The 19,546-nt window shown below is 71.8% G+C and carries 19 protein-coding genes and 1 pseudogene; 7 read left to right on the top strand and 13 right to left on the bottom strand.

From position 1 onward, the window contains the following. Positions 1 to 2 precede the first annotated feature (2 nt). The 3 genes from WBG99_RS03485 (at position 3) to WBG99_RS03475 (ending at position 2,395) form a co-directional block, all read left to right on the top strand. Positions 3 to 404, top strand: coding sequence for a hypothetical protein (locus tag WBG99_RS03485; protein WP_338894907.1), 402 nt, complete (start codon positions 3 to 5; stop codon positions 402 to 404). Positions 405 to 706: 302 nt separating this feature from the next. After that, complete coding sequence (locus WBG99_RS03480) at positions 707 to 1,159, top strand: PPC domain-containing DNA-binding protein (RefSeq protein ID WP_338894906.1); 453 nt, start codon at positions 707 to 709, stop codon at positions 1,157 to 1,159. A gap of 81 nt (positions 1,160 to 1,240) precedes the next feature. After that, positions 1,241 to 2,395, top strand: coding sequence for a site-2 protease family protein (locus WBG99_RS03475; protein ID WP_338894905.1), 1,155 nt, complete (start codon positions 1,241 to 1,243; stop codon positions 2,393 to 2,395). A gap of 70 nt (positions 2,396 to 2,465) precedes the next feature. Here WBG99_RS03475 and WBG99_RS03470 read toward each other — a convergent pair whose 3' ends face one another. The 3 genes from WBG99_RS03470 to WBG99_RS03460 are packed head-to-tail and all read right to left on the bottom strand — an operon-like array spanning position 2,466 to position 3,625. Next, on the bottom strand, positions 2,466 to 2,906 hold the full coding sequence (locus tag WBG99_RS03470) for a PRC-barrel domain-containing protein (protein WP_338894904.1): 441 nt from the start codon (positions 2,904 to 2,906) through the stop codon (positions 2,466 to 2,468). Between the two features lie 3 nt (positions 2,907 to 2,909). Then, complete coding sequence (locus WBG99_RS03465) at positions 2,910 to 3,479, bottom strand: PRC-barrel domain-containing protein (RefSeq protein ID WP_338894902.1); 570 nt, start codon at positions 3,477 to 3,479, stop codon at positions 2,910 to 2,912. Beyond that, positions 3,476 to 3,625, bottom strand: coding sequence for a hypothetical protein (locus WBG99_RS03460; protein ID WP_338894900.1), 150 nt, complete (start codon positions 3,623 to 3,625; stop codon positions 3,476 to 3,478). Before WBG99_RS03460 ends, WBG99_RS03465 begins: the two co-directional genes overlap by 4 nt. Positions 3,626 to 3,969: 344 nt before the next feature. Between WBG99_RS03460 and WBG99_RS03455 the strand changes: the two genes are divergently transcribed. After that, positions 3,970 to 5,169 carry a CaiB/BaiF CoA-transferase family protein gene (locus tag WBG99_RS03455; protein ID WP_338894898.1) on the top strand — a complete coding sequence of 400 codons (1,200 nt, stop codon included), beginning with the start codon at positions 3,970 to 3,972 and terminating at the stop codon, positions 5,167 to 5,169. Positions 5,170 to 5,541: 372 nt separating this feature from the next. Here WBG99_RS03455 and WBG99_RS03450 read toward each other — a convergent pair whose 3' ends face one another. Further along, complete coding sequence (locus WBG99_RS03450; RefSeq protein WP_338894896.1) at positions 5,542 to 6,516, bottom strand: DUF2510 domain-containing protein; 975 nt, start codon at positions 6,514 to 6,516, stop codon at positions 5,542 to 5,544. 107 nt (positions 6,517 to 6,623) lie between these two features. Continuing rightward, positions 6,624 to 6,985 (bottom strand): annotated as a pseudogene (locus WBG99_RS03445) (MFS transporter); the annotation flags it as partial. A gap of 204 nt (positions 6,986 to 7,189) precedes the next feature. On the opposite strand from WBG99_RS03445, the gene WBG99_RS03440 reads away from it, so the two are divergent. Continuing rightward, on the top strand, positions 7,190 to 9,862 hold the full coding sequence (locus WBG99_RS03440; RefSeq protein ID WP_338894894.1) for an AAA family ATPase: 2,673 nt from the start codon (positions 7,190 to 7,192) through the stop codon (positions 9,860 to 9,862). Between the two features lies 1 nt (position 9,863). Here the strand turns inward: WBG99_RS03440 and pcaD are convergent, their stop codons facing one another. From pcaD to WBG99_RS03405, 7 genes are read right to left on the bottom strand one after another with little or no spacing between them, the layout of a single operon-like run. Then, complete coding sequence (gene pcaD / locus WBG99_RS03435; protein ID WP_338894892.1) at positions 9,864 to 10,991, bottom strand: 3-oxoadipate enol-lactonase; 1,128 nt, start codon at positions 10,989 to 10,991, stop codon at positions 9,864 to 9,866. Then, positions 10,988 to 12,328: a 3-carboxy-cis,cis-muconate cycloisomerase gene (pcaB, locus tag WBG99_RS03430; RefSeq protein ID WP_338894890.1), complete on the bottom strand. Its 1,341-nt coding sequence runs from the start codon at positions 12,326 to 12,328 to the stop codon at positions 10,988 to 10,990. Before pcaB ends, pcaD begins: the two co-directional genes overlap by 4 nt. Next, positions 12,325 to 12,930 carry a protocatechuate 3,4-dioxygenase subunit alpha gene (gene pcaG / locus WBG99_RS03425; RefSeq protein ID WP_338894888.1) on the bottom strand — a complete coding sequence of 202 codons (606 nt, stop codon included), beginning with the start codon at positions 12,928 to 12,930 and terminating at the stop codon, positions 12,325 to 12,327. Before pcaG ends, pcaB begins: the two co-directional genes overlap by 4 nt. 6 nt (positions 12,931 to 12,936) lie before the next feature. Continuing rightward, complete coding sequence (gene pcaH, locus WBG99_RS03420) at positions 12,937 to 13,710, bottom strand: protocatechuate 3,4-dioxygenase subunit beta (RefSeq protein WP_338894886.1); 774 nt, start codon at positions 13,708 to 13,710, stop codon at positions 12,937 to 12,939. Positions 13,711 to 13,718: 8 nt separating this feature from the next. After that, the gene (locus WBG99_RS03415; RefSeq protein ID WP_338894885.1) at positions 13,719 to 14,933 is read right to left on the bottom strand and encodes a thiolase family protein; all 1,215 of its coding nucleotides are present in this window, start codon (positions 14,931 to 14,933) and stop codon (positions 13,719 to 13,721) included. Next, a complete protein-coding gene (locus WBG99_RS03410; protein ID WP_338894883.1) occupies positions 14,930 to 15,577 on the bottom strand; it encodes a CoA transferase subunit B in 648 nt (215 codons plus the stop codon). Before WBG99_RS03410 ends, WBG99_RS03415 begins: the two co-directional genes overlap by 4 nt. Next, positions 15,577 to 16,359, bottom strand: coding sequence for a CoA transferase subunit A (locus WBG99_RS03405; RefSeq protein ID WP_338894881.1), 783 nt, complete (start codon positions 16,357 to 16,359; stop codon positions 15,577 to 15,579). Before WBG99_RS03405 ends, WBG99_RS03410 begins: the two co-directional genes overlap by 1 nt. Before the next feature lie 234 nt (positions 16,360 to 16,593). Here WBG99_RS03405 and WBG99_RS03400 point away from each other — a divergent pair, with 234 nt between their 5' ends. Further along, positions 16,594 to 17,049 (top strand): MarR family transcriptional regulator, encoded by a 456-nt coding sequence (locus tag WBG99_RS03400; protein ID WP_338894879.1) that lies wholly within the window; start codon positions 16,594 to 16,596, stop codon positions 17,047 to 17,049. A gap of 36 nt (positions 17,050 to 17,085) precedes the next feature. Here the strand turns inward: WBG99_RS03400 and WBG99_RS03395 are convergent, their stop codons facing one another. Next, positions 17,086 to 18,099 (bottom strand): DUF3048 domain-containing protein, encoded by a 1,014-nt coding sequence (locus WBG99_RS03395; RefSeq protein ID WP_338894877.1) that lies wholly within the window; start codon positions 18,097 to 18,099, stop codon positions 17,086 to 17,088. 208 nt (positions 18,100 to 18,307) lie between these two features. Here WBG99_RS03395 and WBG99_RS03390 point away from each other — a divergent pair, with 208 nt between their 5' ends. Continuing rightward, a complete protein-coding gene (locus WBG99_RS03390) occupies positions 18,308 to 19,498 on the top strand; it encodes a zinc-dependent alcohol dehydrogenase (protein ID WP_338894875.1) in 1,191 nt (396 codons plus the stop codon). The last annotated feature ends 48 nt before the right edge of the window (positions 19,499 to 19,546 follow it).

Genomic DNA, 19,546 nt, shown 5'->3' with positions numbered 1-19,546 from the left:
GTATGAGTTCCGCGATGAACGAAAGGCAGGCCTTCGCCCGGATCGAACGGCGTCTCGCGCGTGACGACCCCGAACTGGCACAGCGCATCAACGCCATCAACAGTCAGTTCACCGACCTGGCCGGCGAACGCGTCACGGCACAAGTCGACGAGCGGCTCACGGACCACAGCACTGACGACCGGGCCACGGACAAGGCCGTCGAGGAAGACCCGGCCGACCGGCCCGAAGACGGCGGCGACAGTCGCTCATGGACCACCGTGATCGTCGTGGTGTTCGTCGCCGTGGCCGTCCTCGGAATGCTGCTCACCGCGGTCCTGTCGTCACCCGGCGGCAAACAGGAGCCGCTGCAGCCGAACGGGCTGGCTCCGCCCGCAATCTCCGACGTCCTCGAAGGGCGGCCTTGAGCAAGTGTGCCGTGATCGCCCGTGAGGCGAGTCGGGACGGCCGACGCCGAGCCCGTCGGGGCCTCCATGTCCAGGCCCCCGCCGTACACCGATCAGCGCCGCCAGAAGCGACCGTGAGCGCAGGCTCCGCAAGGGCGGCGGATCGGGGGGCGGACCACGCCGGTCACCAGGTCACCACGCCGGAAGCCGGAGCCGCCGGGAGCGCCTGGCCCAACGGCCGCGCCTTCTGCGGGGTCCGCAAGCGGAGAATCCGGCTGCGGGCACACCGCGTATCGGTGGGAGGGGTGGGTACCCGGCGGCGCATGAGATGGCAACGACTCGACGACGTCCGGGGTGCCACGCACGTTGTCGTGCTCGAACCGGGCGAGGAACCCGTACAGGCGTTGACGGACTTCGCCCGGACCCACGACATCCGCGCGGCACAGATCACCGCTGTGGGGGCGTTCGAGGGCGCCGTGGTGGGGTGGTTCGACCGGGAGACGCACGACTACCGGCCCATCCCCGTGGGCGAGCAGTGCGAGGTGCTGTCCCTGGTGGGCGACATCGCCGACGGTGACGACGGGCCGACGCCGCACCTGCATGCCGTCCTCGGCATGTCTGACGGTCGGACTCGGGGCGGCCACCTCCTGCATGGCCAGGTTTGGCCCACCCTGGAGGTGATCGTGCGCAGCGTCCGGCCTCCGCTCGCCAAGGTCTACCACCCGGATCTCGGGCTCGCCCTGATAGAACCCGAGCACCGGAGCACTGCGCCCTGAACACGGGGCTGACCGCGTCCGCGTGACCAGTTCGGCGCTCCCGCCGACCCGGGGCCGGCCCGTCGGGGACGAAGGAGGGAGGTGGCTGCTGTGCGGGCGACGTTCTCACTGGGCCGCGTGGCCGGTATCCGGGTGGGCGTGCACTGGAGTGTTCTGGTCATCTTCGGCGTGATCCTGGTGGGGCTGGCAGAGGGCGGCTTCCGGGAAGCCCATCCGGATCGACCGGTGTGGCAGTACTGGGCTGCCTCAGCGGTGACCGCGGCGGTCTTCCTGCTGTCGCTGCTGGCTCATGAGCTCAGTCATGCGCTGGTGGCCCGCCGCAACGGTGTGTCCGTCGACGGCATCACCCTGTGGCTGCTCGGCGGACTCGCCCGGCTCCGGAACGAGGCAGCCACCCCCGGGGCGGAACTGCGCATTGCCGGCGTGGGACCGCTGGTCAGCCTGGTGCTCGGGGGGCTGTTCGCTGTGGCGGCCGGGCTTCTGGCCGGGTTGTCCGACGCGGGTCTCGCAGTGGGGGCGCTGGCCTGGCTGGCGGCGATCAACATCCTGCTGGCTATCTTCAACGCCCTGCCCGCCGCGCCGCTGGACGGTGGCCGGCTGCTGCGGGCGATCGTGTGGTGGAAGACCGGCAGCCCGCTGCGCGCCACCGCCGTGGCCACGGCCGCGGGACGGGTGCTCGGATGGCTGCTGGTCGGCATCGGGGTGTATCTCGTCCTCTTCGGAGCCGTTTTCAGCGGCATCTGGCTGGTGATCATCGGCTGGTTCGTCATCGCCATGGCCACGGCGGAAGGCGGGCAGGCACGGCTCCGCGAACTGCTGGGCGGAATCCCGGTGAGCGACGCTATGACGCCGGACCCGGTGACCGTCCCGGCCGCCAGCACCGTCAGAGAGTTCCTCGCCGACCCGCGTCTGCGCTACCGTCACTCGGCCTTCCCCGTGGTCGACGACGGGGACACCGCGGTCGGTCTGGTCACCCTGAAGGACGCCGACGCGGTCACGGAGCCGGAGCGTGCCTCCCGTACCGTCGCGGACGTGATGGTGCCGGTCGACGAGCTGCCGACCCCCCGCCCCGACGATCCGCTGGCGCGGCTCGTGCCCGAGTTGCAGGCAGGCTCCGTCCACCGCGCCCTCGTACTGGAGGGAGGCCGCCTGGCCGGCATCGTCACCTCCTCGGACATCAGCCGGGTGACCTCCTGGCTGATGTCCTCGTCCGCCTGGCGGCGCCGGGCCATGTGAGGGAGGCGGAGGTACCGGATGAGGCACCGGGCCTTGTGGGGGAGGCGGGGAAGCCGAGCGCCCCGAGGCGTCATTGCGGGGTGGCGACCACGACCGCGTAGCTGCCCACTCCGAGGAGAGCGTCACCGGGAATCTGCTCCTTGTCGGTGAGCAGGTGGGCGATGTGTCCCGTGTTCCCGTCGAATTCGATGTCGAGCACGGTGCCCTGGTCGAGTCCTGTCTCGGTGAGTACCGCTTTCCCGATGGGGTCGTGCGTCGCGTGGGTGTCGTCGCCGGGATCGATGGACTTCTCGTCCCGGATGCGACCGGCCTCGTCGACGGCGACTTCGTCGGGGCCGAACGACCGCACGTCGTTCCAGTCCAGCGTGTGGTGCCGACGGCCCGGGGTCTTGAGACGCAGTCCGGCGATGCGCGCGGGCGACGGCGCGACGGTGCACGCGGCGACCGTTCCCACGGTCTGGGCTGTGGTGAGGTCCATGACGGCTCGGCCCTGGGCCTTGGTGAACAACATCGGTCAGTCCTCCTGCGGGTCGTCCTGGAGATGGTCGCGCAGGTGTTCTGCGGCGGCACCGAACCCGCCCAGGTCGCCGGCGCTGTGCTGCGCGGTGGCGTCCGGAACGAGTACACGTTCGCCGGAGACGGTGACCGGCCCGGTCACGGGCAGCAGAACGTGGCGACGCTCGGCGGTTTCGATCTCGTAGCCCGCCACCACCGGTGACCTGCCGGTCTCGACGACGGCATCGGTGACAGTCCCCAGCCGTGTGCCGCCGCGGGTGGTGACCGTGACACCCAGCACGTCGCCCCCGCCCGACTCCTTGGCGTCCGACCGGGCGGCTGCGTCGTCGTCCTCCAGTGCGCTTTCGTCGCGCACCATGACCGCGTCCGGCCCCAGGGAATGGACCTTCTCCCACAGCAGGGCACGGTGGAGCTTTCCTGCCAGCAGGCCCCGGCCCGCGAGGGTGAAGCACCTGATGCTGCCCGTCCCGGGATCGAAGACGAGGTCCTTGATCTGCCCGAGGTCCTCCCCCGACAGGGTGACCACCGGCTTCTTGGCGATCTCACTTGCTCGTATGTAAGCGGTCACCGCTGCTGCCCTCCTCCTCGTCCCTGCTGCCGACGCCCCTGGGCGATGACACCACCGGAGCGACGCCGTGCCTGAAGCGACACGACGAAGGCCGCGACAACCAGAAGGATGGCGAGTGCGATGATCAGCCAGATCCACCATTCCATCTCCGTGCCCCTCTACTTGTATGTCTTGTCGCCCAGACGCCTCCTGCCAGGGTCGGTTCACCGTGAGACCTCCCTGGAACGCCATGGTGGGGTGCCGCGGCCGGGGCCTGCCCAGCTGTGCGTCTCCCTCCCCGGGTTGCCCATTCCGGCCCGGGTATGCGTGCTTTCGCACGCCGGCGACCCGTTCTGCCGCTTCACCACCGGTCAGGGTCCGCGGACCTCCTTCGACTGCCACCGCCGGGGCTTCGCCCACGTCATGGCGAGCTGCTGTCCCACAGGCGCCTGCGTGACTGCTATTGAATGGCACTCCCCGCGCGGGACCACCCCTTCTGGAGGCCAACCCCATGACCGAGCTCCCCGAAGCACGGCCGCTCGCCGGCATCACCGTCGTGAGTATCGAGCAGGCCGTCGCCGCTCCCTTCGCCACCCGGCAGCTCGCCGACCTCGGCGCCCGGGTGATCAAGGTGGAGCGCCCCGGAGGAGGAGACTTCGCCCGTCGTTACGACACCACCGTGCACGGTGAGTCCAGCTACTTCGTGTGGCTCAACCGGTCCAAGGAGTCCCTGACACTCGACCTGAAGGCGGACGCGGGACGGGCCGTCCTGGAACGGCTGCTCGCCGGCGCCGACGTGTTCGTGCAGAACCTGGCACCGGGCGCGGCAGTCCGGATGGACCTCGGCGCGAAGGCCCTCGCCGAGCGGTTCCCCACCCTCATCCCGTGCTCGATCTCCGGCTACGGCTCCAGCGGCCCCTGGGCCGACCGCAAGGCGTACGACCTGCTGGTGCAGTGCCAGACCGGCCTGGTCTCCCTCACCGGCAACGCACACGGCTCCGCCCGCGTGGGCGTGTCCGTCGCCGACATCGCCGCCGGCATGTACGCCTGCTCCGGCATCCTCACCGCCCTGTTCACCCGGGCCACCACCGGTGCCGTACACGCTGTGGAGGTCTCGCTGTTCGAGGCGCTGGCGGAGTGGATGGGCCAGCCCGCGTACTACACCCGGTTCGGCGGCACCCAGCCCCCACGCGTCGGCACTCAGCACGCCACGATCGCCCCGTACGGCGCCTACACCGCGGCCGACGGCAAGGACGTGCTGTTCTCCATCCAGAACGAACGCGAATGGGCCGCCCTGTGCGAACGGTTCCTCGGGCTGCCGGGGCTCGTCTCGGATCCCCGGTTCGCCACCGGGTCCGCCCGCGTCGCCCACCGTACGGAGGTGAACGCGATCGTGGCCGAGCGGTTCGGCCGACTGGACAGCGGGGAGGCGATGGACCTGCTGGACGCGGCGGGCATCGCCAACGCTGGCGTCAACGACGTCGAGGACTTCCTCGCCCACCCCGTACTCGCCGAACGCGACCGCTGGCGGGACGTACGGATCCCCGGCGGAGCCATGGTGCCCGCGCTGCTGCCCCCCGCGGATCTGGACGGAGTCGCGCCGCGCATGGACCCCGTCCCCGCGGCCGGCGAGCACACCGACGGCATCCTGGCCGAACTGGGCTACAGCACGGCCGACATCGAAGGCCTCAGGGCCGACCATTCCATCTGAGGCGGCCGACCGCCGCGGGACCCAGCGGGGAGCGTCACCGCATGAGCACGCCGACGCCCACCCCGAGGCGCCGGCCGAGCGCCCGAAGCAACTCGGTGACCACGGCCTCGCCGTTCCCCAGGAGTACGGCGACACCCCCGTCCCCACTCCTGCCACGTGCTGATCACCGAGGAGCCGGCGGTGCTCCCCGCACCGGGCCTCGACCGTGACTCAGGCAGCCGTCCGCTGGTCTGCCCCGGCGATGACCTGATCGCGCCGCACCGTGGGGACGGGGGCGGCGCGTACCCCCCGCCGGGTGGGGTTCCTCCGGAGCGGAGAGGCACCCCACCCGGCCGACTCGTTCGAGGTGGAGGTCGTTCGGGGCGGGCAGAGTCACACGTCCTGGCCGCTGCCGCCGCCGCTGATCGACGCCTTCTTGATCCCCTTGGTGATGTCGTCGATCACCGACTGCTCGGGCGCCTCGTCGCTGACGTCGATGCCGAAGCGGACCACGACGAGCCGTGAGGAGTCGGCGGGGGAGGGGAAGGCGAGCGACTCGACGTAGCCGTCGTCGCCCTTGCTCGTGACCACCTTCCAGCGGACCAGATAGCCCTTCTCACCGGCCACGGTGACGGCCTTGGACGCCAGTTCGTCGTGCGAGGTGATCTTCCCGTAGCCCTCGGCGCCGTAGGCGTCCTCGGCGTTCTTGGGGATGTCCTCCTTGGCCGCCGCCTCGGCTGTGGTGGCCTTCAGCTCCAGCAACTCGGCGGGCATCGAGTAGGCACCACCGCGCGTGCACGTCTTCGACTTGTCGGCCGGGCAGTCGTACGACGCCTCCGTGGTCACCTGCGCCCCGATCCGCAGGGGCGAGGTGACCCAGCCGTCGGGCACCGGGATGCTGATGCCGCTGACCGTGTCGGTGGCGTACCCCTCCTCGGTCTGCGGCGGCTGCCCGGATCCGTCGGGCGCAGGGCTCTGACCACCCGGGCCGCCGTCGGCACCGCCCTGGCCGTCCTGTCCACCGGGGCCACGGGACGTCGTACCGCTGTCGCCGCCGTTGCCGGCCAGGGCGTACACGCCGACCCCGATGCTGGCCAGGACCGCCGCCGCCACGGCGACGGCTATCCCGGTGCGCAGGCCGCGTCGAGGAGCCGCGGCCGGGTACCCCGGGTGCCCGGGATATGCCCCCGTCCCCGGCGGATACGGTCCGGCCCCCGGCGCGTAGGCCGGAGGACCGAACCCTGCGGCCTGGCCCGCGGGCCGGATCTGGTCCGTCCATGCCTTGCCGTCCCACCAGCGCTCGGTGGGGGGCGCGTCACTTGTCTGGCCGGGGTCGGGGTACCAGCCGGGAGGAGTCACCTGCGTCATGGGGCAACCGTATGAGGCCGGAGTGAGAAGCGGATGAGAAGCGACGGCTTTTCACGCCCTCGCCGCCCCAATCGCCCCCGCGACGGTCATGCCGCCGCCGAATCCGACGACCCGTACAGCCCACGCAGCGGCCCGGTGGCGCGAACTCCGCCATCACCGGCACCGCGCCCCCAAACTCCCCGCAGGAGGACAGACCTTGGAGTACCCGGAGGAAGGGCAGCGGCCAGGGCGCGAGGGCGCCGATCGTCTCGTACGTGGGCAGGACGCCGATCAGGGTCGTCGCGGCCGTCATCAGGGCGGCCACCAGGACCAGCACCGGACGGTGCCCGATCCGGTCGCCGATCCGGCCGAACAGCGCGGCGCCCACCGGCCGGAAGAAGAACGCCGGCGCGAACGACGCGTACGTCCTCACCAGCCCCTCCACCTCAGTGCCCCTCGGGGTGAAGAACCGCGCCGTGGTGATCGTCGCCCTGTCGACGCCGGAAGGTGTCGGATCACGGGCAGTTGACTGTCCATCACTCCAACGCGGCAGGTGGGCGGCCGGATGCGTCGCCTCACGGCCCCGATGTCACCCGACACGGCAATCGGTGCCCGGACCGGCCTCCACTCCGGCGGCCAGGGGGCTACGCTCGATGACCTGTACGCCGTTCGGGCGACCCGGGGAGGTGGCGGGATGACGGAGGGACGGTCCGACGGGGCCGCCTCGGCTTCCCTGTGGGAGCGCGACGCGGAGATCTCCGCCATCACCCGGGCGATCGACGAACTCCGCGTCGGCAAGGCGTCACCCGGCAGTGTCCTGGTGTTCAGCGGCGAGGCGGGCATCGGCAAGACCGCACTGCTCGCCGAGGCCCGCCGGATCGCCGAGGAGCGAGGCTGCACGGCCTGGTACGCACGCGGCGGCGAGACCGTCACATCCGTCCCCTTCAACGTCGTACGGCAGTTGCTGCAACCCGCGCTGCTGGGCCTGTTGGCAGAGGAGACGCGCGAGTACCCGGGCGACTGGTACGACATCGCCGGACCCGCCCTGGGGCTCGCCGAGCCGGGCGCGGGCCCGGCCGACCCGCAGGCCGTGTGCTACGGACTGGTCGCCGCCGTGAACCGGCTCGCCCGGCGGACCTGGCCGCTCGTGCTGTTCATCGACGACGTCCACTGGGCCGACCAGGAGACCCTGCACTGGCTGTCCGCCGTCGCCGAGCGCCTGACGGAGATGTGCGTCCTGGTCGTGGTGGCCCGCCGCCCCGGCGAGGCCACCGGCGAGAGCGCCCGCCACCTCGCCCGGGTCGCCGCCAAGGCCCGCCCGGTCACCACGCTCAGGTCACTCACCCCCGAGGCCACCGCCGGGCTCACCCGCGCCACGGTGGGCCGGCACGCCGACGACCCGTTCTGCCGCGAGGTGTGGGCAGTGACCGGCGGCAACCCGTACGAGGCCGTCGAACTCCTCGCCAAGGTGCAGGACAGCGACCTGGAACCGGTCGAGGGCTCCGCGGCCGAATTACGCGCCCTGAACCGCACCGCGCGCGGCCGAGGTCTCGTCGCCCGCCTCGAAACGCTCGGTGCCGACGCCACCCGCTTCGCCTGGGCGGCGGCCATCCTGCACACCGGCATCTCCGTGAAGATCGTCGCCCGCCTCGCCTCCCTGAACCCAATGACCGCGGCGGAGTGCGCCGACCTGTTGACCGCGGCCCGTATCCTCACCGAACCCGATCCCGTCAACCGCCGGGCGGAGGACGGCGATCTGGAGTTCGTGCACCCGCTGATCGCCACCACCGTCTACAAGTCGATCCCGCCGGGCATCCGCACCGCGTTCCACGGCGTGGCCGCGACGGTCGTCACCGAGTCCGGACGTGGCGCCGCGGCGGCCTCCCGCCACCTCGTCGAGGTGCACGCGGACGGCGACCCCGAACTGGTCGAGCAGTTGCGTGCCGCGGCACGCGAGCACCTCGCCGTCGGCGCCCCGGAAGCCGCCCGCCGCTGTCTGGAGCGTGCCCTGAAGGAACCGCCGCAGCAGGACGTACGCGTCCGCGTGCTCTACGAGCTGGGCTGCGCCACCCTCCTCACCGCGCCCGCCACCACCGTCGCATACCTCCGCTCGGCCCTCGCCGAACCGGGCCTCGACAGCGCCGAGCGCGTGGACGCCGTCTTCCGCCTCTCCCAGGCGCTCCTCCACAACGACCAGCTGGAGGAGGCCGTCCGCACGGTCGACGCGGAGGCCGCCCGGCTGGAGCCGGGCCCGGCCCGCATGCGGCTCCGGGCCGCGCACTACATGTGGGAGGTGATCCACGCCGACGTGGAGCTCTCCCCGACCCATCCCGAGGAACTCGCCGCCCTCGCCGAGACCTGCACGGGGCGGGACAACTCCGAGCGCGCGCTGCTCATCCTGCGCGGCTTCGACGCGGTGGTGCGGGGCGAGAACGCCGGGGAGGGCGTCGAGTTCTGCGACCGAGCCCTCGTCAACGGCCGCCTGGCGCCGGGCCTCGGCTGGACCGACAGCGAGTGGGGCATCGAACTGCTGCTGATGCTGGCCATCGCCTACGCCTACGCGGACCGGCTGGACCGGGCGGAGAGCCTCTACACGGAGGCGCTGCACACCTACGAGTCCGCCGGGTGGAGCGGTGGCCACCTCGCCCTGGCCCACGCCTACGTCGGGCACGGACACCGGTTGCGGGGTCGCCTCAGGGAGGCGGAGGAATCCCTGCGCAAGTCGCTGGCCTTCGCCGAGCGGGTCGGCCGGGGACTGCCCCTGCACTGGTCGTCGACCTGCAACCTCGTCGACACGCTGCTCGCCCGAGGGCACGTCCAGGAGGCCTGGAAGGTCGCGGAGGAGCACGGCTTCGCGCCTCCGTACCCGTCCACCGTCGTGCTGCCCGACCCCCGTTCAGTGCGGGGCCGGCTGCTGCTCGCCGTAGGTCGCACCGAGGACGGGATCAACGAGTTGGAGGCAGCCGAGAAGGCGGCGGCAGCCCGGGGCCACCACAACACGGTCATCGCTCCCTGGGGCGGAGATCTCGCCCGGGCCCTCTCCACCGAGGACCCGCGCCGCGCCGCCGAACTCGCCACGAGCGTCCGCCGCCGTGCCGAACGCTTCGGCACGGACACCGCCATCGGCGAGGCCCTCCGAGTCGAGGCCCACCTCGCCGTCGGCAAGAAGGCCGTCGACCTGCGTGCCAAGGCCGTCACCTACCTGGCCGCCTCACCCTCCGCCTACGAGCACGCGGCGGCCCGCGTCGAGTACGGCATCACCATCCGCTCGGCCTCCGAACTCAACAGGGGTCTCGCCCTGGCCGACTCCTGCGGCGCGGACGGGCTGGTCCGCAAGGCACGGGAGGCACTGAACCGGATCGTGTAGGTCAGTCCTGCCCCGCGTCCTCCTCCGCGAGCACCCGCTGGGCCGCCGCGAACGCCGAGTTGGCCGCCGGAACCCCGCAGTACACGGCGCTCTGGAGGAGTACGGCGCCGATCTCCTGAGGGCTGAGGCCGTTACGGCGGGCCGCCCGGACGTGCATGGCCAGCTCGTCGTAGTGGCCGTGGGCCACCAGCGCGGTCAGCGTGATCATGCTGCGTTCACGGCGGGACAGCGTGGGGTCGGTCCAGATCTCGCCCCAGGCGTAGCGGGAGATGAAGTCCTGGAACCGGGCCGTGAAGGGCGTCTGCCGGGACTGTGCGCGGTCCACGTGCGGATCGCCGAGGACCTGGCGGCGCACATCCATGCCGCGCTGCGCGAATCCGTCGAAGTGCCCGCGCAGCGCGGCCAGGACGGCTTCCGGACGCTCGGCGGGGGCCAGGTGGGAGGCGCCGGGCAGCTCGGTGAGCGACGATCCCGGCACCGCGTCCGCGATCTCCCGCAGGTGCGCGGGCGGTGTCGCCGGGTCCTGGCGGCCGGCCACGAGGAGGGTGGGCGCGGAGATCGCGGCGAGGTCCGCGCGGATGTCGAACGCGGCGAGCGCGTCGCAGCAGGCGGCGTACGCCTCGGGGTCGGCGCCGCGGTGGTCCTCGACCAGTTCCGGGACGGTGAACCCCGGTGTGAACCAACGGGATTCGGCCGACCCCGCGAGCCCGGCCAGCCCCTCCCGGCGCACCAGCTCCGCGCGCTCCCGCCACGGCTTGGCGCCGCTGAAGTGGGCGGAGGAGCAGATCACGGCGAGGGAGGAGACCCGCTCCGGGTGGTGCGCGGCCAGGTGCAGTCCGACCGCGCCGCCGAGGGAGACCCCCGCGTACGCGAACCGCCCGACGCCCAGCGAGTCCGCCAGGGCCAGCACCAGTCCGGCCAGGTCGGCGACGGTCGCACCGGGGGAGATCAGGCCGGCGGGGGAGTCGCCGTGTCCCGGCAGGTCCCAGCGGATCACCCGGTGGGTGATCGACAGTTCGGGCGCCACCTTGTCCCACAGCTTGACGGAGGTGCCGAGGGAGGGGCCGAGCAGCAGTGGGGGAGCGGAAGCCGGTCCCTCCGCGCGGTGGTTGAGTAGCTTCTCGGTCAACGTCGCTCCAGGGCGCGGTCGGTGAGGGCTCCGGCGGAACCGGTGTAGCGGGTGGGATCGGTGAGGGCCGCGAGGTCTTCGCGGGCGAGGTCCTTCAACTCCCTCTCCTCGGCGAGCAGTTCGCCCAACGGCCGGTTCTCGGCGTGGGCGCGTCCGGCGGCCCGGGTGAGCAGCTCCCTGGCCCGGGCCCGGCCGAGCAGCGGGGCCAGCTCGGCGGCCAGCCGTTCGGAGACGATCAGCCCGTGGGTGAGGTCCAGGTGTCGGCGCATCGCGTCGGCGTTCACCCGCAGGCCGTGCGTGAGTTCCACCGCGTCCCGGGCCGCGCCCCCGACCAGCCGGAGCAGATCGCGCAACGGCTCCCACTCGGCGTGCCAGGCCCCGGCCGGCCGCTCGTCCTCGGCGGCCAGCGCGCCGTACAGCGTCGCCGCGAGCTGGGGCGCCCGCCGGGCCGCCGCCGCGATCAGCGTGGAGCGCACGGGGTTCGCCTTGTGCGGCATCGCCGACGAGCCACCCCCGCTGCCCTCGGCGACCTCCGCGATCTCCGTTCGGGCCAGGGTGAGCACATCCACCGCGATCTTGCCGAGAGCGCCGGCGGCGAAGGCGAGCCCGCCGGCGAGGTCGGCGACGGGCGTGCGCAGGCTGTGCCAGGGCAACTCCGGTGCACACAGGCCAAGTTCACGGGCGTACGCGGTGCTCAACGCATGGGTGTCGGCCGAACCGAAGACGGTGAAGGCGGCCAAGGTGCCCGCCGCGCCCCCGAGTTGCGCGGGGAGGGCCGCCCGTACGGCGGCGAGCCGGTCCCTGGCGTCCAGGATCAGCGAGCGCCAGCCCGCCGCCTTCAGCCCGAACGTGGTCGGCACGGCGTGCTGGGTGAGGGTCCGTCCGGGCATCGCGGTGTCCCGGTGCGCGGCGGCGATCGCGGCCAGCGCGGCCTCCGTACGGCCGAGGTCGGCCAGGATCAGGGCGAGGGTGCGGGCAGCGACCAGCATCGTCGCCGTGTCCATGATGTCCTGGCTGGTGGCGCCCCGGTGGACGTACGGGTTGTGCTGTGCGCCGACCGCCTCGGTGAGGTCCGCGACCAGCGGGATCACCGGGTTCCCGCCGCCGCGGGCGCGCTCGGCGAGCGACCGTAGGTCGAAGGTGCCGGACCCGGCCGCCTCGGTCACCGCCGTCGCGGCCCCGGCGGGGGCGAGCCCGAGCGTGGACTGGGCCCGGGTCAGTGCGGCCTCGGCGTCGAGAAGCGCCTGGAGATAGGCGGTGTCGCTCGTCGCGGTCGCGGCCGGGGAACCGGCCCACCCGGGGGCGAGCAGACCGGTGCCGGCGTCGGCAGAAGTCACTGGAACTCCAGGAAGACCGTTTCGCCTTCGCCCTGAAGGCGGATGTCGAAACGGTAGGTGCCGTTGCCCCGGTCCTCGGCGATCAGCGTGCCGCGGCGCGTCTGGTCCACCTGGGAGAGCAGCGGGTCGGCGGCCAGCGCGGCCTCGTCGCCCGGCAGATAGATACGTGTGAACAGGTGTACGAGCAGGCCGCGTGCGAAGACGCACACGCTGATGTACGGGGCGCTCCGCCCGCGCGCGCCGGGCCGCAGCGTCCGAGCGGTCCAGTGCCCGTTGGCGTCGGTCTGGACGCGTCCCCAGCCGGTGAACTCCACGCCGTTGCGGCCCAGGAAGCCACCGCTCGCCGGGTCGCGCCGCATGGAGCCGTCGACCTGCGGCAGGTTTCCGTCCGGGTCCGGGCCCCACAGCTCCACGAACGCGTCCGGCAGCGGGCTGCCCCGGCCGTCGGTGATGTAGCCCTGGAGGGCGATGGCGCCGGGGTGGCCGACGGGGGCGATGTCGCCGCCGCCGGGGAAGGGCAGGGCGTGGCCGTAGAAGGGGCCGACCGTGTGTGAGGGGGTGGGGAGCACCGTCTCCGGACGGCTCGTGTCGATCTTCGTCATGGCAGGTCAGCGCCCTTCTTCGATCCAGGTGGCCTGCGGTCCGTCGAGCACGATGTCCCAGACGTAGCCCATCGAGAACTCCGGCACCGACAGGTTGTGGTCGTAGGTGGCGACCAGCCGCTGCCGGGCCGCGTCGTCCGTCACCGACTGGATGATCGGGTCGTAGGGGAACAGCGGGTCGTTGGGGAAGTACATCTGGGTCACGAGCCGCTGGGTGAACGCCGAACCGAAGAGCGAGAAGTGGATGTGGGCCGGCCGCCAGGCGTTGAGGTGCTGGCGCCACGGATAGGGGCCCGGCTGGATCGTCGTGAAGTGGTAGTGGCCGTCGTCGTCGGTCAGTGTGCGGCCCACGCCCGTGAAGTTGGGGTCCAGGGGGGCGTCGTGCTGCTCGCGCTGATGGGCGTAGCGGCCTGCCGAGTTGGACTGCCAGATCTCCACGAGCTGGCCGCGCAGCGGGCGCCCGCCGCGGTCGAGGAGCCGTCCGGAGACGGTGATGCGCTCGCCGATCGGCTCGCCGTTGTGCTGCCGGGTGAGGTCGTTGTCGATCTCGGTGATGTCCCGCTCCCCGAAGGCGGGGGAGGTGAGCTCCACCAGCTCCGGGTCCTTGGTGACGTCGATGGTGATCGGCGGCTGCTTCGGATGCCGCAGTACCGAGGAGCGGTACGGCGCGTAGTCGCGCCGTGGCTGATGCTCGACCGGTCCGCCGTCGGCGACCCGCTTCTCGTAGGCGGCGTGCTCGGCCGCGATCTCCAGGTCGATGTCCGCTTGGGTGAGAGTCATGGGGTTCCTTAACGCTCCAGGACGAGGGCGAGGCCCTGGCCCACGCCGATGCAGAGGGTGGCGACGCCGACGCCGGAGCCCTTGCGGGCGAGCTGGTGGGCGACGGTGCCGACGAGCCGGGCACCGGAGACGCCGAGAGGGTGGCCGAGGGCGATGGCACCGCCCTGCGGGTTGAGGATCGCCGGGTCGAACTCGGGCCACTCGGCGACACAGCCGAGCACCTGCGCGGCGAACGCCTCGTTCAGCTCCAGGACGTCCAGGTCACCGAATGCGTTGCCCGCCTTGGCGAGCGCGCGGTTGACGGCCTCCACGGGGGCCAGGCCGAAGTAGTGGGGCTCGATCGCCGACACGCCCGAGGCCGAGACCCGGGCGAGCGGCTCGCGACCGGTGGCTTCCAGGCCCTGCTCGTCCACCAGCAGCAGCGCGGCGGCACCGTCGTTCAGCGGCGACGCGTTGCCGGCGGTGACCGTCCCCTCGACCGTGCGGAAGGACGGCTTGAGCTTCGCCATCACCGCGAGGGAGGCGTCGGCCCGTACGCACTCGTCGGCGCCGAAGACGACCGGGTCGCCCCTGCGCTGCGGGATCGGCACGGGCGCGAGCTCTCCGTCGAACAGACCCTCGGCCTGCGCCTTGGCGGCCTTCCGGTGGGAGGAGAGGGCGAACTCGTCCTGCTGCTCCCGGCTGATCTTGTGCTTGTCGGCGATGAGTTCGGCCGACTCGCCCAGCGGGATGGTCCACTGCGGGTCCATCCTCGGGTTGACCATGCGCCAGCCGAGCGTGGTCGAGTACAGCTCGGTGTGCCCGGCGGGGAAGGCCCGGTCGCTCTTGGGCAGCACGTACGGGGCACGGGTCATGGACTCGACACCGCCGGCCACGGCGATCGAGGCGTCGCCGAGCGCGATGGCGCGGGCCGCCTGGATCACGGCCTCCAGGCCGGAGGCGCACAGCCGGTTCACGGTGACTCCGGGCACGGAGGTCGGCAGGCCCGCCAGCAGCGCGGCCATGCGGCCGACGTTGCGGTTCTCCTCACCGGCGCCGTTGGCGTTGCCGAAGTACACGTCCTCGATCCGCGCCGGGTCCAGATCCGGCGTACGGGCGAGCAGCTCACGGATGGCGTGCGCGGCCAGGTCGTCCGGGCGCAGGCCCGCCAGAGCGCCGTTGTAGCGGCCGATCGGGGTGCGGACCGCGTCGACGAGGTAGACGTCCCTCGGACCGTTGCTCATGACTGGATCTCCTCAGGGATGTACACCTTGGCGGCTGTCTTGACGATGATCTCCTCGACGGGGACACCGGGCGCGGTCTCCACCAGCGCCAGGCCCGTGTCCGTCACATCGAGCACGCCCAGGTCGGTGATGATGCGGTTCACGCACGCCTTGCCGGTCAGCGGCAGCGCGCACTCCTGAAGGATCTTCGCCGAGCCGTCCTTCGCGGTGTGCGTCATGACCACGATGACCGTACGGGCGCCGTGGACCAGGTCCATGGCACCACCGATCCCGGTGATCATCTTGCCGGGGATGGCCCAGTTGGCGAGGTCACCGCCGGCGGACACCTGCATCGCGCCGAGGACGGCGACGTCGATGTGCCCGCCCCGGATCATCGAGAACGACAGTGCCGAGTCGAAGTAGGAGGCACCCGGCAGGACGGTGACCGTCTCCTTGCCTGCGTTGATCAGATCGGGATCGACCTGGTCCTCGGTCGGGTACGGGCCGGTGCCCAGGATGCCGTTCTCCGACTCCAGGATCACCTCGACGTCGTCGGGGAGGTAGTTGGGGATCAGCGTCGGCAGGCCGATGCCGAGGTTGACGTACTGGCCGTCCCGCAGTTCGCGCGCGGCGCGGGCGGCCATCTGCTCGCGGGTCCAGGCCATCACTCGCTCACCGTCCCAACGGCCGCAGGCGCGGAGACCGTGCGCTGCTCGATCTTCTTGTCCGCCGCCTGCTCCGGGGTGAGGGGGAGGACCCGCTGGACGAAGACGCCCGGCAGGTGCACCGCGTCCGGGTCGATCCCGCCCGGCTCCACCAGCTCCTCGACCTCGGCGATCGTCACCCGGCCGGCCATCGCCGCGAGCGGGTTGAAGTTGCGGGAGGACTTGTTGAAGACCAGGTTGCCGTGCCGGTCGCCCCTGGCGGCGCGGACGAGCGCGAAGTCGGTACGGATGCCGCGCTCCAGCACGTACTCGGTGCCGTCGAACTCGCGGAGCTCCTTCGGCGGCGAGGCCAGGGCGACCCCGCCGTCGCCGTCGTAGCGCCAGGGCAGCCCACCCTCCGCGACCTGTGTCCCCACGCCGGCCGGGGTGAAGAACGCCGGGATCCCCGCGCCGCCCGCGCGCAGCCGCTCGGCGAGCGTGCCCTGCGGGATCATCTCGACCTCCAGCTCCCCGCCGAGATACTGGCGCGCGAACTCCTTGTTCGCCCCGATGTACGAGCCGGTCACCCGGGCGATCCGGCCCGCCGCGAGGAGGACCGCGAGGCCGGAGTCCATGGCCCCGCAGTTGTTCGACACCACCCCGAGACCCGAGACCCCGCGCTCGTACAGCGCCTGGATCAGCACGTTGGGCACACCGCTCAGCCCGAATCCGCCGACGGCGAGTGTCGCGCCGTCCGGCACATCGGCCACTGCCTCCAGGGCTGTGGCGACCACCTTGTCCATCCGTGAGGCCCCATCTCGTCCGCACCCGGTGGCCGGTTAATCAGGACACTGAGCATTTCGGTGAAGTTTCCTTCACGCTGCCACTCGGCGGGACCCCCGTCAAGGCCCTGACGGGCGGCGAGGTCGTCCGCATACGCGGTTACGGACACGCGGTACTGGGAGGCGGGTATCGTTCAGTGCACAAACCAATCGCCGAGCACGTCCGGCCGATCCGATCCGAGCCGAGGAGCGAACATGGCCGCGGTGGACCTCTCCACCCACCCCGGGCACCTGGCCCGACGGCTGCAGCAGGCCCACTACCTGCTGTGGAACGTCATGGTCTCCGAGGAGATCACCTCGCCGCAGTTCGCGGTCCTCAACTCGCTGGTCGCCGAGCCGGGGCTCGACCAGCGCACGGTGGGGGAGCGGGTCGGACTCGACCGGTCCACCATGTCCGAGGTCATCAGCAGGCTCGGCCGCCGGGGGCTCCTCGACAAGGTGCGCGACCCGCGGGACGGGCGGCGGTTTCTGCTGCGGCTCACCGAGGACGGGGTGCGGACGCATCGCAGGCTCACGGTGCGGACGGCGCGGATGAACCAGGTGTTTTTGGCGCCGTTGTCGGCGGAGGAGCAGGGAGTCTTCTTCGAGCTGATACGGCGGGTCGCCGACGCGGCGGAGGAACTGCGCAGCCCGGCGGAGTCGCTGCGCTAGGGACTTCCGGAAGAGCCCCCGGATGGTCGTCGCCCGTTACCGGGCCCTGTACATCACCCATACCTGGCCCTCGGCGAAGTTCATCCGCTCGCCGTCCGGTGTCGTGAAGGTCGTGCCCTGAGTCGGTGTCCCGCGCTCCCAGTTCGCTTCGAAGACCCGGCCGTCCCGCAGGACCTCCGCGCGGCCCGAGCCCACGGTCTGCGTGTACGGGGTGTTGTTGCCCAGGAAGTCCTGGAACCGGGACTCACGGATCGTCACGTGCTGGATGACCACCGTGGCCGGGGCGACCCGGCTGTCGTCCGTGGTGATCGTCTCAGCGCCGTCCATGGAGAGAAGCCAGCGTCGGCTGTCGTCGGACCAGGTGAAGGTGAAGCGGGCCGCCGGATAGCGGACCGTGCGGGAGTCCTCGGGGGTGCCGCCGGCGGGTGCCGGCCCGTAGCGGAAGCCGGTGGTGAGGGCGTCGGCGCCGGGTGGGGAGTCGATCAGTTTGTTCGGGCGCAGGTACAGGTTGTGCGGGGCGGGCTTCTCGTCGCCGCGGAAGTACGCGTCCTGCGCGTCCTCGGGGGTCTTCGCGTGCACCGGTGCCCGGTCGATGAGGGGGAGCAGCTTGCTCTGGGCGCCGGAGAATGCGAGCGTCGGCTCGTCGAACTGACGGAGGAGTTCCAGGTCGGATTCGCGGGCGCTGCGTACGGGTCCGACGGTCTCCGGGAACGTCGTCGCGTACACGGCCATCAGCCGGCTCAGGCCGCCCTCGACCTGCTCGGCGTAGACGATGTCCGCCGCGTCGAGGCCGGTCTGAGGGCGGGCGGCGGAGGCGTTGTCGACCTTCACGGCGAGAACCGGGCCGACGGGTGCCGTGCCGACCTGGTCGTCCCGGCGGCCGTCGTCCCGCCCGCGTTCGTCGTCCCCGTCCGGACCGGTCACCGTGCAGCCCGCCAGCAGGGCGGCCGTGGTCAGGGCGGCGAGCAGCGCCCCCGTCGTCCCGCGGCGCCTCGTCCGTCGTGCCCCGTGTGCCCTGTGCGTTCTGCGCACTGTCGTTGTCTCGTCCATGTTGTCTTCGATTGTGCGCTTATAAGTTCATAGATGGCCATACTCGATTTTCTCTGATCACGCGCTTTCTGCTGGACCGAGCGGGGGTGGTGGAGCCGTCCGGGAGCCTCGGCGGTCGGGGTGGTCCGGTGGTCCGGTGGTTCGGGGACAGGGCGCCGGGTACCCGGGCGGCACCTGCTGGCCGAGCCGAGGACGGAGCGTGGGCCCGATGAAGGCAGCGACATGGCAGGGCAAGCGGGACGTGCGCGTGGAGACCGTGCCCGATCCGGTGATCCAGGAGCCGACGGACGCGATCATCCGCATCACCTCCAGCGGACTGTGCGGCTCCGACCTGCACCTGTACGAGGTGCTCACCCCGTTCATGACGCCGGGCGACATCCTCGGCCATGAACCGATGGGCATCGTCGAGGAGGTCGGCGCCGGGGTGCCGGACCTGGCGGCCGGGGACCGGGTCGTCGTACCGTTCCAGATCGCCTGCGGCAACTGCTGGATGTGCCTCACCGGCCTGCCCACCCAGTGCGAGACCACCCAGTGCACCGGCGAGGGCATGGGTGCCGCGATCTTCGGCTACACCCGGCTGTACGGCGCGGTACCGGGCGCCCAGGCGGAGTACCTGCGCGTACCGCAGGCACAGTTCGGGCCGATCAAGGTGCCGGAGGGACCGCCCGACGACCGGTTCCTCTACCTCTCCGACGTACTCCCCACCGCCTGGCAGGCGGTCGAGTACGCGCACATCCCGCCCGGCGGCAGCGTCGCCGTGCTCGGCCTCGGCCCCATCGGCGACATGGCCTGCCGCGTGGCCCGGCAGCGTGGAGCCGAGCAGGTCTTCGGGATCGACCTGGTGCCCGAGCGGCTGCGCCGGGCCCGCGACCGGGGCGTCGAGACATTCGACCTCCGGGACTTCGACAGCGAGAAGGACCTGGTCGCCGCGGTCCAGGGCCGGACCGCCGGACGCGGCCCCGACTCGGTGATCGACGCCGTCGGGACCGAGGCCCACGGCAGCGCGGTCGCGCGGCTCGCCCAGAACGCGGCCGGACTGCTGCCCCGCGCCATCGGCGCGCGCGTCACGGAACGCCTCGGCGTGGACCGGCTGGCCGCCCTGTACACGGCCATCGACCTCGTACGACGCGGCGGCACCATCTCCCTGTCCGGCGTCTACGGCGGCAAGGTCGACCCGCTGCCGCTGCTCACCATGTTCGACAAGCAGATCCGGCTCCGCATGGGTCAGGCCAACGTCCGCACCTGGAGCGACGACATCATGCCCCTCCTCACGGAGGACGATCCGCTCGGCGTCGACTCCTTCGCCACGCACCGGGTGTCGCTCGCCGACGCACCGCACGCGTACGAGATGTTCCAGCGCAAGGAGGACGGGGCGGTGAAGGTGCTGATGGAGCCCTGACCTCGGTTTTTGAGAGCTTTGGGTGCCTTGGGTGCCTTGGGTGCCTTG

The organism is Streptomyces sp. TG1A-60, assembly GCF_037201975.1.
Taxonomy (GTDB): domain Bacteria; phylum Actinomycetota; class Actinomycetes; order Streptomycetales; family Streptomycetaceae; genus Streptomyces.
This window is presented reverse-complemented; position numbering and strand designations above follow the sequence as displayed.